This is a genomic window from Caldisericum exile AZM16c01 (genome assembly GCF_000284335.1).
In the GTDB taxonomy this organism is placed as follows: domain Bacteria; phylum Caldisericota; class Caldisericia; order Caldisericales; family Caldisericaceae; genus Caldisericum; species Caldisericum exile.
Genome location: NC_017096.1, coordinates 1,069,658 through 1,082,714, shown reverse-complemented (window position 1 = coordinate 1,082,714; position 13,057 = coordinate 1,069,658). Strand labels below are relative to the sequence as shown.

Below are 13,057 nucleotides of genomic sequence, written 5' to 3'. Positions count from 1 at the left end.
ACTCATGCTCGAGTTTCGAAACGTCTCTTTTTCGTATAATGGAGACTCTTGGGTTCTTAGAGATATTAATTTTAGTGTTGAGAAAGGTGAGTTTGTTTCAATAATTGGGTCAAACGGTTCAGGAAAATCTACGATAGCCCGTCTTTCAAACGGGCTTTTATTATCTCAAAAAGGCGAAGTCTTCTTAGACGGAAACTCTCTTAAAGATATAGATATAAATCGTATGGCAAAATTTAAAGTTGGAGTAGTTTTTCAAAATCCTGACAACCAATTCGTTGGCATAACTGTTGAAGATGATCTTGCATTTGGTCTTGAGAATATGGGACTTGAAAGAAACCAAATCCAAATGAAAATTCTTGAAATTTCTGAAAAACTTGGTATAAAGAGTTTTTTGCATTTTCCACCCTCTCTTCTTTCAGGTGGAGAAAAACAAAAAGTTGCCATCGCTTCAGTCCTTATACTTGAGCCAGATTACATCATTTTTGATGAGGTAACATCTCTTCTTGATCCAATAAATAGAAAAATGATCTTAAAAACGATTCGTGAAATAAGCGTTGGTAAAGGTGTGTTGTATATAACGCATCATCCAGAGGAAACAGTTTTTTCAGATAGAATAATTGTTTTAAATGAAGGCTATATTGTTAAAACTGGAACACCCTACGAGGTATTTGGAGATGTTGATTTTCTTGCAAGCGTAAATGTTTCAAATTTGAATGAAGCAATATTCTCAAAAAAACTCCTTGAGAGTGGACTTATTGAAAGATTCTCACTTAATTTGGAAGAGATAGTGAGTGAATTATGCTTGAACTGAAAGAAGTTTCTGTTACTTATGATCCACATACACGATTTAAAAAAGAAGCCTTGGTTGATGTAAATCTGCAAATAGGGGAAAATGAGCGCGTTGCAATTGTAGGAAGAATTGGATCTGGAAAATCAACGCTTATAGAGGTTCTAAATGGCCTACTTATACCCACAAAGGGTGAAGTAATTATTGACGAATTCAATATAACGAAAGAAAAAATTAAAAGAAGAGAGATAGTTAAAAAAATAAGCGTTGTATTTCAGCATCCTGAAATGCAGTTCTTCGCCGAAACTGTCTTTGAGGAAGTTGCATATGGTGCAAGAAATATTGGTATTGGGGAAGACAAAATAAAAGACGCTGTGGTAAAGGCCCTATTTGATGTTGGGCTTGATGATAGTTACTTACAAAAATCACCTTTTGAGTTGTCAGGTGGTGAAAAGCGAAGAGTTGCAATTGCAAGTATTATTGTTATGAATCCAAAGTATCTTATTTTGGACGAGCCAACCTCAAATCTTGATTTTAGTGGTAAATCAAGTATTATTTCATATCTTAAAGAAAGAATTTCAAAAGATAGAACGCTTATTTTTGTAACCCACGATATGGATGAAGCATTTTTGCTTTCCAAAAGGGTCATTGCAATAAATGAAGGGCGAATTTTTTTTGACGGTGCTACATCTCAATTTTTTAACAATACTGAACTTGTAGAAAGTATTGGCCTTGAACTCCCATTTTTAGTTAAGGTGAAAAAATACCTATCAAGATGTTTTCCGGATTGTGAAGATTTTGAAGATTTTGATTCTATTGTCCAATATTTATTAAGGAAAAGAAGCGTGTACAATGGCTAAATTTTATTTTGGACAATTCCAATATACGCAAACTTTTTTTCACAAATTAAATCCAACACTCAAGATAATCCTTATTTTTTATCTTGTAATCTTCCTCTTTTTTCTTAAAACAATCCAGGCTTATCTTCTCTTCCTTTCTTTTGCAGTTTTTCTTGTTTTGCTTTCTCGATTATCTTTTCAATCAGTCATTGCCTCTTTTAAACCGGTCATATTTTTGCTGCTGTTTACGCTTTTTTTTCAACTATTTTTTACCCCTGGAATGGTTATCATAAACTTTAAGATACTGAAAATAACTAGAGAAGGACTAAATCTTTCCATATATATTGCAATTAGAATTGTCATTCTCACAATTCTCACTTTTTTACTTACATCAACTACAACAACAACTGACCTTGCACTTGGGTTTAGAAATGTCATTTTGCCCTTGAAGATGTTTAAGTTTCCCGTTGAAGAATTGTCTTTGATGATTTCAATTTCTCTTCAATTCGTGCCAATACTTTTTGAGGAAGCCGATAGAATTATGAAAGCCCAGATGGCAAGGGGTGCTGACTTTGAAAGTGGAAATTTGTTTGTGCGTGCAAAGAGTTTTCTTCCCGTCATTTTACCCTTAATTCTTAATGCCTTTAATAGAGCAGATCAACTTGCTATAGCAATGGAGTCAAGGGGCTTTATTTTGGGTATGAAAAGAACTTCGTATAGAGTAAGTAGGTTTGGTAAAAATGAAATTTTGGCGATTATTTTTGTGGTCGTTTTTACAGTTATTCTTTTTGTGATGGAGGGTGTTTATGCATAACTATCTAATGAGGGTTCAGTACATAGGAAAAAATTTTGCAGGATTTCAGAAACAGTCAAACCATCCACAAGATGAAAAAACGGTACAAGGAGAAATTGAGAAGGTTTTAAAAACTGTTTTAAGAGCTCCAGTTAATACTTATGGTGCGGCAAGAACTGATGCAGGTGTAAATGCTTTAAATCAATACCTCAACTTTTATTATGACGACTTGATCGATTACTATTGGCTTAAAAATAAAATGAATCACCTTCTTTTTGATGAGGGAATCTTTGTAAAAGAAGTAAGGGAAGTACCTATTACATTCCATGCAAGAAAAAGTGCAAAAAGCAAAATATATGCATATCTTGTTTCATCTGATCTTGAAAATTCTATGTTTCTTATGCCATATGTGTATATTTATAAGGAACCTCTTGATATGAATATGCTTAAAATTGCACTTGATGGACTTAAAGGAAAACATGACTTTTCAATTTTTGCTAATGTCGATAAATCACAGAAGGATAGGAATAATATTTGTGAACTTTTTGATACAGGTTATATAGAAAGAGGATCGCTAACAATCCTCTATTTTCACGGTGATCGATTTCTGTATCATATGGTTAGGAGAATGGTTTATTACGTACTTAAAGGTGCGCAAGGTTATATAGATACGCGAATTCTCCTTGACCCCTTTTCTTTTGGGAAAAAGGTACCTTTTACAAGACAAGTTCTACCACCAGAACCGCTTTTTCTTGTTAACGTGATCTACTAATAAGAATTTTGAAAATGCATAATTTTATTCTTGACTAAATTGAAAATTTTGATATTATTATACGGATATGTTAATTTAGGAGGATGTGAGATATGATGAAAATAACAAAATTTCTGAAGCCTTACGAAGTAAATAAAAAATGGGTACTTATAGATGCAGAAGGTGAATCAATTGGTAGGGTTGCCGTGCTTGCTGCCTCTATTTTAAGAGGTAAACACAAAGCAACGTTTACTCCTAATGTGAATATGGGAGATAATGTTATCGTAATAAATGCATCGAAAGTAAAAGTTACAGGTAGAAAACTTACAGACAAAATTTACTACAAACATACAGGGTATGTTGGCAATATGCAATCATACATTTTAAGGGATATTCTTCAAAGAAAACCAGAATTCCTTATTACTCACGCAGTTAAACTTATGCTTCCAAAGAACAGACTTGGAAGAAAAATGATTAAGGGACTTAAGGTTTATAGTGATGCAAATTATCCCAAAGAGTTTAAAATTGAACGTGTGATTACACTTTCTAAGGAGGAATAATGGATAAGGTAATTTTAGCGGTTGGAAGAAGAAAGACTTCTACTGCTCGGGTTATATTAACTCCTGGGACCGGTAAATTTAGAATTAACGGAAGGGATGTTAATGAGTACTTTAATGTTAAATCCCTTTTACCTGAAGTTTTCAAGCCTCTTGAAATTACAAATTTAAAAGACAAGTTTGATATTAGAGCAAATGTTGAAGGCGGAGGGTTCAGGGGGCAGGCTGACGCAATAAAACTTGGTATTGCTCGTGCTCTACTCAAAGTTGACGAATCTTTAAAACCTGTTCTAAAGAGCGTTCACCTACTTTCAAGAGACCCGAGGGAAAAGGAAAGAAAGAAGTACGGACTTCACTCTGCAAGAAAAGACCGTCAGTACAGAAAGAGATAATTCAAATTACTACTCTAAAGAGAAGGGGCTTGTGCCCCTTTTTTATTTTTGTGGTTTTCATTATTATAATGTATTGAATTAAATCTTTTTTTCGGAGGTACACGTGGTAAGAGTTCGTTATGCACCCTCTCCAACAGGAGAGATACACATAGGTAATGCAAGAACTGCATTATTCAATTATCTATTTGCTCGTCACAATAAAGGGACATTCATTTTAAGGCTTGATGATACAGATGAAAAACGTTCAACCAAAGAAGCCATTGATAGCATGATAAGGGACATAACATGGCTTGGCCTTGATTGGGATGAAGGATACCTAAAAGGGGGAGATTTTGGTCCCTATAGGCAAAAAGAACGCCTTGATATATACAACCACTACATCGATATCCTCCTTCAAAATGGTTTTGCTTATGAACTCTACTACACAGACGAAGAAGTAGATTCAATCCGTGAAGAGTACGAAAAAACACTTAAAACCTTCTCCTATAGAAAATTAAAAGAAAATGAAACAGAAGAAAGAAGAAAATCCTTCAAAGAAAAAGGACTCACCCCTGCCATAGTCTTCAAGGTAGAAGAAAACAAAGAAATTGTAGTCCATGACCTTGTAAGAGGAGATGTTGTCTTTAACTCAAACGAATTCAAAGACTTTGTAATAAGAAGATCCAATGGCCTTCCCGTATATAACTATGCAACAGTAATTGATGATGCCCTCATGAAAATAACCCATGTGATACGAGCAGAAGAACACCTCTCAAATACTCCAAAACAGATTCTCATCTTTGAAGCACTCAACTTCTCTCTTCCTACATTTGCACATATATCCCTTATCCTTGCACCAGATAGAACAAAACTCTCCAAAAGACATGGTGCAACATCCTTAGGACAGTTTAGGGAGATGGGTATTCTTCCTGAAGCAATGTTTAACTTCCTTGCTCTCCTTGGTTGGTCTCCCAAAGACAATAGAGAATTCTTTACAAAAGAAGAACTCATTGAACTCTTTGACCTATCAAATGTCAATAAAGCACCTGCTATCTTTGACTTTGAAAAACTAAAATGGATGAATCATAAGTATCTTACTCAGACTTCTTCTGAAAGAATTTACGATGTTGGCACACAAATTAGTCTTGATTTTAGCAAAAAGCCCAAGGACTGGTGGCTTTCTTTTATTGACGCAATGAAAGAGCATTTTGATACTATAAGGGATGTTGAGAGAATATCTTTGCAACTTTTTGAGAAGTATGAAATAAGAAAAGAAATCATCGAAAAACTCAAAGAATACAATGCAAAAGAACTTCTTGAACAGTTTATGATTAGGCTAAAAACTCTTGAACCATTTACGATAGATTCAGTTTTAGCACTCATTCGTGAACTCGGCAAAGGGCTTAAAATCAAAGGAAGGAATCTTTATTTCCCGTTACGCCTTGCTATTACGATGAAAGAAGAAGGAATGGAAGTGCATGAGTTTATATATTTTATTGGAAAGGACGAGACTGTTAGAAGATTAGAAAGTGTTCTGGAGGTTCTGAATGCTTAGGATCTATAATGATCTTTCAAGAAGACTTGAAGAATTTACAACAAGGGAACCAAACAAAGTTTACATGTATGTTTGCGGGCTTACTCCTTATGATTATGCACACGCAGGGCATGGGCGTTCTGCTGTTGTCTACGATGTGATTCACAGATATCTTACTTATCTTGGATACGAGGTAATTCATATATCTAACTTTACTGATATTGATGATAAAATTATTGAAAGATCAAATGAACTTAAAGTTAATTTTAAAGAGCTTGCAGAGAAGTTTGCTTCAATCTACCTTGAGGATCTCAAAAGACTGAATGTTCTTCCACTATATGCATATCCAAGAGCAACTGAATTTATTCCCGAAATAATAGAAATGGTGAAAGTACTTGAAAATAAAGGCTATGCATATGAGATTTCCGATGGAGTTTATTTTGATGTGAGTAAGTTTAGTGATTATGGAAAACTTTCTCACAGAAATATTGAAGAACTACAAGCAGGTGCGCGCATAGAAGTTAATCCAGAAAAAAGAAATCCACTTGATTTTGCCCTCTGGAAAAAGGCAAAGGAAGGAGAGCCTTCATGGGATAGTCCATGGGGAAAGGGACGCCCAGGGTGGCACATTGAGTGCTCTGCGATGACTCTAAAAATTCTTGGAAACTCATTTGATATTCACGGCGGCGGAGATGACCTAATATTCCCTCATCATGAAAATGAAATTGCTCAATCCGAGGCATACACTGGTGTTGAACCTTTTGTAAGGTTTTGGGTACATAATGGAATGCTCAATGTAAACAAGGAAAAAATGAGCAAATCACTTCGCAACTTTTTCAATCTTCACACACTATTGGAAGATTATGATGGAGAAGTTTTGAGGCTATTCTATATATCAGTTTCATATAGAAAACCATTGAATTTTGATCTTGAGGGCCTTGAAGTTGCACGCAAAAACTACGAATACTTACATAATAGTTATCTCGAGTTGAAGAAATATTTGACAAAAGAAACTTCAGGGACAGCATCAATAAAAGAGCAAATACTTAAATGGAAAGAGCAATTCTTAAATGCAATGGATGATGATTTTAATACTCCTGTTGCAATTTCTGTACTTTTTGAAGTCTTCAAATTTTTCAATGCTAATAAAGACAGCGTATCTAAGGATGATTTGATTTTGCTTGATTCTATCCTTGGGGATATGTTCTATATCCTTGGTTTTGATAGAATAGGAGTTGAAAGAAATATTGATTTTTCATTTAAAGAGAAAATCGAGCAAATTCTTGAAGAGTTTCTTGAAGTTGAGGATATCAAAAAAGAGCTTGAAGACAAAGATTTGGCTGATCCTGTTTCTGTCCTTAACACTCTGATTGAGATAAGGAACAAATTTAGGCGTGAGAAGAATTTTGCACTTTCAGATAGAATAAGGGACGGACTTAAATCAATCGGAATAATTTTGGAAGATACAAAAGAGGGAACAAAATACAGATTAGAGGCGACAAATGGATAAAATAAAAAATGAATATTTTATTATAGGAAGAAACCCTGTGCTTGAGGCATTGAGAGCACATTACCCCATAAGGCTTGTTATAATCCAAGAGGGTATTGATCTCAAAGAAAATATTCTGAATGCAATTCTCACCCATACTCGCAAAAATGAAATTCAGGTGCTTTTTAGGGAAAAAAATTGGTTTGATAGGAGATTTAAAATAATGAATCACCAAGGTGTAATTGCGGTTGGTGCTCCATACGAGTATAAGGATATTTCTGAACTGAAAATTAAGAAAAATAGTCTAATCCTAATACTGGATCGTATCCAAGATCCTCAAAATTTGGGGGCAATCGTAAGGGCGGCAGAATGTGCAGGCGTTAAAGACATCATAATTCAAGAGCGTGAATCGTGCGAGGTTACAGAAACTGTTATGTCTATTTCATCAGGTGCTGTATTTCATGTAAATATATATAAGGTTTCGAATTTAGCTCAGGCTATTTCTGAGTTAAAAGAAAATCGTGTTTGGATTGTTGGAACTGATCTCAACGCAAAAGACCTGTACTTTGAAATTGATTACAAAAATCATCCCTTTGCATTCATTATGGGGAATGAAGGAGATGGAGTTCGAAAAGGTTTGCTTAAGGAGTGTGATTATGTTGTAAAAATTCCCATGAGAGGCAGAGTTAATTCCTTGAATGTTTCCGTTGCAACTGGAATAATTCTTTTTAAGGCATTCGAAGAAAAATTAAAAAATGGAGAGTATAAATAACCTAAGCGAACTTCTTAAGTTGGCAAAAGCGCACGACAGAAATGCTCAAGAAGAAATTCTTGAGATTTACACCCCATTTATTAAGAAGATTGTTCGTTATTATGGGCTTTTTCTTTCAAAAGAAGACAAAGACGACCTTTACCTTGAGGCGCTTTTAGCAGCACTTAAAAGTATCGATGCTTACAATGAAAATCACGGCAGTTTTGAAAATTTTTTATTCATAAATGTTAGAAATAGAATTCTTGATTTTTTAAGGAAAAGGAAATTTGAGGTTCCACTTGAAGAGGCAATTTCAAAAATATACGACTTTGAGAACGAAGTTGAAGTTAAAGAAGAGATAGACGAGTTTAAAAAAACTCTTACACCGAGGGAACTTAAAGTATTTGAACTTTATCTTGATGGTTTAAAGATCGGGGAAATTGCTAACGTTCTTTCAGAAGATTATAAATCTATAGATAACGCAATACAGAGAATCAAAAAAAAGGCAAAGCAATTCATAAACACTCCTAAATAGCCAATTTTAAATTTAGGGAATTCACGTTATAATAGGATATGGAGGGTACGGAAATCTTTCTAATTTTTGTAATATCTTATTTTCTTGGTGCTATTCCCAATGGACACTTGATTTCTAAGTTTATTTACAACTTTGATGTTGAAAGTTATGGTAGTGGAAATATTGGTGCAACAAATATTCTTGCAAATTTAGGAATTGTTCCTGCACTTTTAACTCTTATTATTGATGCTTCTTTTGGGTTTTTGGCGGTTTGTATTGCAAAAGCACTCAATCATTCAATTTATATTTCTGCAGTTGCAGGCATTTTGTGTGTTGCAGGTCATATTTTTCCAATTTTTCGGAAGGGTTTCAATGGCGGGAAAGGTGTAGCAACATCATTTGGAGTTGGATTAGCAGTTGTACCACTTGATACAATGTTGTGCTTTTTGGTGTTTATTTTTGTTTTATTAATTACAAGATATGTTGCAATAGGCTCAATTGTAGGAAGTAGTTTTTCTCCATTCTTTGCATTTATTTTATATAAGGATCCAATTTTTTTACTTATACTTTTGCTTTTTCCAATTTTAATTGTCATTTCACATAGAAGAAATATTAAAAATATAATTGAAGGCAAGGAAATAATGGCAAATAGATCTTATTTAAGGTTATTTAAACTTGATTTTAAAAATAAAAAAAGGGGGACTTAAATGAAAAAGTTAATTAAAGTCTTAGTCTGGTTAGTTGCAATTTTAGTTATAATCGGCGGATTTCTTTCTCTAAACGTTAAAGGTAAACCACGTGATCTTGGCGTAAGATACGCCGAAAAAGATTATCAGAATGTCATTAAAAAATCACAATTAACAAAGGATAAAGCACCACAATCTGGTTCGGTTAAGGACTATAAATATGTGTGGTCAGGTAAGGTAAATGTGGGTACAACATATACTCAAGAAGAGATAACTGCATGGCTTAATGAAAATAGACCGTCTTATTTTGCCTTTAAAAACGTTCAAGTTAAAATTAACAATGATGGCACCATAGAGGCAGGTGCTAATGTTGATTTTAAGGCCCTTTCAAATTACGCTTTAACTGAAGACGAGAAAAAATATGTTCCTTCCTTTATTCCAGATTCTGCGCCAGTATATGCAAAGGGAGTTATATACGTTCAAAATAATCAAGTCCATATTGAGCCTCAAAGTGTTGTTGTTGGCTTCATACCTGTCCCATCAAATCTTCTTAAAAGAGAAAATATTTCTTATGTAGAAAATAAGATTGAATCCTTAATACCTACAATTCCAAATTTATATATTGAAACTCTAAAAGTTGAAAATGGAAAGCTCATCTACAAAGGCACAGGACCAAAAAGTTTAACGAGAATAAAAAACCCGTAAGCAATGCCTCTAAAAGAAGAATTACCTCTTGACAAACAGCGTAATATTCGTATAATAAAATTCGGAATGCCGACGTAGCTCAACGGGTAGAGCAACTGACTTGTAATCAGTAGGTTAGCCGTTCAAGTCGGCTCGTCGGCTCCAGTGGGTAGGTAGCCAAGTGGTTAAAGGCGACAGACTGTAAATCTGTTGGCCGTGCGCCTTCGGGGGTTCGAATCCCTCCCTGCCCACCATGTGCGGGAGTGGCTCAGTGGTAGAGCATCAGCCTTCCAAGCTGATCGTCGCGGGTTCGATTCCCGTCTCCCGCTCCAGGTTGCGGGGTGGAGCAGTCAGGTAGCTCGTCGGGCTCATAACCCGGAGGTCGCTGGTTCAAATCCAGCCCCCGCGACCATTAATTTATTTTCAGTGTTCTCTTGAGCCCATGTAGCTCAGTCGGTAGAGCGCGTCCTTGGTAAGGACGAGGTCACCAGTTCAATCCTGGTCGTGGGCTCCATTTTTGTGATTGATGAAAATTATATATAATAGAGATTGCGAAGGAGGTACAACATGGCAACGAAAGAAAAATTTGAAAGGGTAAAGCCGCACGTAAACATCGGTACCATTGGTCATATTGATCATGGTAAGACTACCCTTACAGCAGCAATTACAAAAGTATTAGCAACTCTTGGTAAAACTCAACCCAAGAGGTACGATGAAATTGACAACGCACCTGAGGAAAAGGCAAGAGGCGTTACCATCAACGTCCACCACACTGAGTATGAAACCGAGAAGAGGCACTATGCTCACATTGACTGCCCCGGTCATGTTGACTACATCAAGAACATGATCACCGGTGCAGCACAGATGGATGGTGCAATTCTCGTTGTTGCAGCAACAGATGGACCAATGCCTCAAACAAGAGAGCACATCCTTCTTGCTCGTCAGGTCAACGTACCAAGAATTGTTGTTTTCATCAACAAAGTAGACATGGTTGATGATCCAGAACTCATTGACCTTGTTGAAATGGAAACAAGAGAACTTCTCTCCAAGTATGGATTCCCAGGAGATGAAGTACCAGTAGTTAGAGGTTCAGCCCTCAAAGCACTTGAGGCAGAGGGTGATATCTCCCGTGGAAAGAATCCATGGACAGATAAAATCTGGGAACTTATGGATGCAGTAGATGAATACATCCCAACCCCAGAAAGAGCAATTGATAAGCCCTTCCTTATGCCCATTGAAGATGTCTTCACCATCACTGGAAGAGGTACAGTTGTAACAGGAAGAGTTGAAAGAGGAATCATTAGAACTGGTGATCCAGTAGAAATCGTTGGTCTTTCCTTTGAGACAAAGAAGACTGTTGCAACAAGCATCGAGATGTTCAGAAAAATCCTCGATGAAGGACAAGCAGGTGATAACATCGGAGTCCTCCTTAGAGGTATTGACCACGAAGAAGTTGAAAAAGGTATGGTACTTGCAGCACCTGGTTCCATTAAACCCTACAGAAAATTCCAGGCACGTGTCTATATCTTGAGTAAAGAAGAAGGTGGAAGACACAAACCCTTCCTTACAGGTTACAAACCTCAGTTCTTCTTAAGAACTGCAGACGTAACAGGTACAATTGCCCTTCCTGAAGGCGTTCAGATGGCAATGCCAGGTGATAACGTTGATATGACTGTTGAACTCATCTATCCTGTTGCTCTTGAAGAAACTCAGAGATTTGCTATCCGTGAAGGTGGTAAAACTGTAGGTGCTGGAGTTATTACAAAGGTTATTGAGTAAGAGGAAATAGGACATGAGGGATATAATTCTACTCGAATGCACTGAGTGTAAAAGAAGAAATTACTCTACCACTATTAACAGGAAAAATAATAAGGATAAATTACAGATTAAGAAATATTGTAAGTTTTGTAAGAAACACACTGTGCACAAGGAGGTAAAGGCATAGGCTCGTAGCTCAATTGGTAGAGCAACGGTCTCCAAAACCGTAGGTTGGGGGTTCGATTCCCTCCGGGCCTGCCAGTAAATTATGAAAGACAAAGAACAAGCAGTAAAAAATAAAACGACATCTACACAAACCGTAACCTTGCCAAAGACCTCTTTTAAGGATTTTGTAAGAGGCGTTTGGGTTGAATTGAGACATAAAGTTAAATGGCCTACAAGGAAAGAACTATTACAAGATTCGTCAGTTGTTGTTGGATTTCTTGTATTCTGGGCTTTGTATATAGGTTTGTGGGACTTCTTGTTCGCACAACTTTTAAAACTGGTATTGAGTAAATAATATGAGAGAAGACGAAACTAAGGTTCCTCGCTGGTATCTTGTACATACATACTCGGGGAAGGAACAGAAAGTTCTTAATGAACTTAAGGATAGAATAAAAGGATACGGTTTAGAAGACCGTATCCTTGAGGTTCTTTTGCCAGTAGATTACTACAGTGTAGTCGATAAAAAAGGCAAAAGGAAAATAAAACCTGTAAAGGTTTTCCCCGGGTATATTCTTGTGAAGATGATTATGGATGATGAGTCTTGGTACGTTGTAAGAAATACACCTGGTGTTTTAGGTTTTGTTGGCCCCACAGGAAAACCTACGCCTATTTCCGAAGAGGAAATTAGGAAGATAGTTGAAGAGCGAGTAACCGAAGAAAAGGCAAAAGAAAAATTGCATTTCGATATTAATGATAGAGTGCGTATCCTTGTGGGACCTTTTAAAAATATGGAAGGTGTGGTTGAAGCAATAGATGAAGAAAAAGGAACCGCAAGAGTTGTGCTAAAAATGTTTGGAAGAGAAATGCCTGTTGAAATACAGAGCGAATACATTCAGAAAGTTTGAGGTGATTTTATATGGCCAAGAAAAAGAAATTAGTTGGACTTGTAAAACTCCAATTAGAAGCAGGTAAGGCCACTCCTGCGCCTCCTGTTGGTACTGCACTTGGACCTAAAGGTATTAATATAATGGACTTCTGCAAGAGGTTCAATGCGGCAACTCAGGGACAGGAAGGCTATATAGTACCTGTTTTGATTAGAGTTTATGAGGATAGGAGTTTTGATTTCATTTTAAAAACTCCACCTGCTTCTTCTTTAATTAAAAAGGCATTAAAGATTGAGAAAGGTTCTCCTGAGCCAAACAAGAAGAAAGTTGGGACGATAAAAAGGTCTCAACTTATGGAAATTGCTAAGATTAAAATGAAAGACCTTAACACCACAGACCTTGAGGCTGCAACCCGTATAATTGAGGGTACTGCAAGGAACATGGGTGTTACGGTCATTGAAGGTTAAGTAAATTTGTGGGAGACTGAAGGTCTT

General features: G+C 36.1%; 17 protein-coding genes and 6 tRNA genes. All 23 read left to right on the top strand.

The window, feature by feature from the left end; genetic code table 11:
• The first annotated feature begins 4 nt into the window (after window positions 1-4).
• The 23 genes from CSE_RS05420 (at window position 5) to rplK (ending at window position 13,030) form a co-directional block, all read left to right on the top strand.
• Complete coding sequence (locus tag CSE_RS05420; protein WP_014453635.1) at window positions 5-811, top strand: ATP-binding cassette domain-containing protein; 807 nt, start codon at window positions 5-7, stop codon at window positions 809-811.
• Window positions 799-1,647: an ATP-binding cassette domain-containing protein gene (locus tag CSE_RS05415; RefSeq protein WP_014453634.1), complete on the top strand. Its 849-nt coding sequence runs from the start codon at window positions 799-801 to the stop codon at window positions 1,645-1,647. The genes CSE_RS05420 and CSE_RS05415 overlap by 13 nt, the downstream gene beginning before the upstream one ends.
• The gene (locus CSE_RS05410) at window positions 1,640-2,440 is read left to right on the top strand and encodes an energy-coupling factor transporter transmembrane component T family protein (protein WP_014453633.1); all 801 of its coding nucleotides are present in this window, start codon (window positions 1,640-1,642) and stop codon (window positions 2,438-2,440) included. Before CSE_RS05415 ends, CSE_RS05410 begins: the two co-directional genes overlap by 8 nt.
• Window positions 2,433-3,191 (top strand): tRNA pseudouridine synthase A, encoded by a 759-nt coding sequence (locus CSE_RS05405; protein WP_014453632.1) that lies wholly within the window; start codon window positions 2,433-2,435, stop codon window positions 3,189-3,191. Before CSE_RS05410 ends, CSE_RS05405 begins: the two co-directional genes overlap by 8 nt.
• 92 nt (window positions 3,192-3,283) lie before the next feature.
• Window positions 3,284-3,730 (top strand): 50S ribosomal protein L13, encoded by a 447-nt coding sequence (gene rplM, locus CSE_RS05400; protein ID WP_014453631.1) that lies wholly within the window; start codon window positions 3,284-3,286, stop codon window positions 3,728-3,730.
• The gene (gene rpsI, locus CSE_RS05395; protein ID WP_014453630.1) at window positions 3,730-4,119 is read left to right on the top strand and encodes a 30S ribosomal protein S9; all 390 of its coding nucleotides are present in this window, start codon (window positions 3,730-3,732) and stop codon (window positions 4,117-4,119) included. Before rplM ends, rpsI begins: the two co-directional genes overlap by 1 nt.
• Window positions 4,120-4,222: 103 nt before the next feature.
• A complete protein-coding gene (gene gltX / locus CSE_RS05390; protein WP_014453629.1) occupies window positions 4,223-5,653 on the top strand; it encodes a glutamate--tRNA ligase in 1,431 nt (476 codons plus the stop codon).
• Window positions 5,646-7,142 (top strand): cysteine--tRNA ligase, encoded by a 1,497-nt coding sequence (gene cysS / locus CSE_RS05385; protein ID WP_014453628.1) that lies wholly within the window; start codon window positions 5,646-5,648, stop codon window positions 7,140-7,142. Before gltX ends, cysS begins: the two co-directional genes overlap by 8 nt.
• Window positions 7,135-7,893 carry a 23S rRNA (guanosine(2251)-2'-O)-methyltransferase RlmB gene (gene rlmB, locus CSE_RS05380; RefSeq protein WP_014453627.1) on the top strand — a complete coding sequence of 253 codons (759 nt, stop codon included), beginning with the start codon at window positions 7,135-7,137 and terminating at the stop codon, window positions 7,891-7,893. Before cysS ends, rlmB begins: the two co-directional genes overlap by 8 nt.
• Window positions 7,877-8,407 (top strand): sigma-70 family RNA polymerase sigma factor, encoded by a 531-nt coding sequence (locus CSE_RS07950; RefSeq protein WP_014453626.1) that lies wholly within the window; start codon window positions 7,877-7,879, stop codon window positions 8,405-8,407. Before rlmB ends, CSE_RS07950 begins: the two co-directional genes overlap by 17 nt.
• 38 nt (window positions 8,408-8,445) lie before the next feature.
• Entirely contained in the window at window positions 8,446-9,093 is a 648-nt protein-coding gene (gene plsY / locus CSE_RS05370) for a glycerol-3-phosphate 1-O-acyltransferase PlsY (RefSeq protein ID WP_014453625.1), read from the top strand.
• Window positions 9,094-9,777 carry a hypothetical protein gene (locus tag CSE_RS05365; RefSeq protein WP_014453624.1) on the top strand — a complete coding sequence of 228 codons (684 nt, stop codon included), beginning with the start codon at window positions 9,094-9,096 and terminating at the stop codon, window positions 9,775-9,777.
• Between the two features lie 68 nt (window positions 9,778-9,845).
• Window positions 9,846-9,921, top strand: a tRNA-Thr gene (locus CSE_RS05360).
• A 2-nt stretch (window positions 9,922-9,923) separates the two neighbouring features.
• Window positions 9,924-10,010, top strand: a tRNA-Tyr gene (locus CSE_RS05355).
• A gap of 3 nt (window positions 10,011-10,013) precedes the next feature.
• Window positions 10,014-10,088, top strand: a tRNA-Gly gene (locus CSE_RS05350).
• 3 nt (window positions 10,089-10,091) lie between these two features.
• Window positions 10,092-10,168: transfer RNA gene (locus CSE_RS05345), tRNA-Met, on the top strand.
• A 26-nt stretch (window positions 10,169-10,194) separates the two neighbouring features.
• Window positions 10,195-10,270 (top strand) — tRNA-Thr (locus CSE_RS05340).
• Between the two features lie 53 nt (window positions 10,271-10,323).
• Window positions 10,324-11,535: an elongation factor Tu gene (tuf, locus tag CSE_RS05335; RefSeq protein WP_014453623.1), complete on the top strand. Its 1,212-nt coding sequence runs from the start codon at window positions 10,324-10,326 to the stop codon at window positions 11,533-11,535.
• Between the two features lie 13 nt (window positions 11,536-11,548).
• On the top strand, window positions 11,549-11,701 hold the full coding sequence (rpmG, locus tag CSE_RS05330) for a 50S ribosomal protein L33 (RefSeq protein WP_014453622.1): 153 nt from the start codon (window positions 11,549-11,551) through the stop codon (window positions 11,699-11,701).
• Window positions 11,700-11,775, top strand: a tRNA-Trp gene (locus CSE_RS05325). The genes rpmG and CSE_RS05325 overlap by 2 nt, the downstream gene beginning before the upstream one ends.
• Window positions 11,776-11,782: 7 nt before the next feature.
• Window positions 11,783-12,034: a preprotein translocase subunit SecE gene (gene secE / locus CSE_RS05320; protein WP_014453621.1), complete on the top strand. Its 252-nt coding sequence runs from the start codon at window positions 11,783-11,785 to the stop codon at window positions 12,032-12,034.
• Between the two features lies 1 nt (window position 12,035).
• Window positions 12,036-12,584 carry a transcription termination/antitermination protein NusG gene (gene nusG / locus CSE_RS05315; RefSeq protein ID WP_014453620.1) on the top strand — a complete coding sequence of 183 codons (549 nt, stop codon included), beginning with the start codon at window positions 12,036-12,038 and terminating at the stop codon, window positions 12,582-12,584.
• An 11-nt stretch (window positions 12,585-12,595) separates the two neighbouring features.
• Entirely contained in the window at window positions 12,596-13,030 is a 435-nt protein-coding gene (rplK, locus tag CSE_RS05310) for a 50S ribosomal protein L11 (protein WP_014453619.1), read from the top strand.
• Window positions 13,031-13,057: the final 27 nt, after the last annotated feature.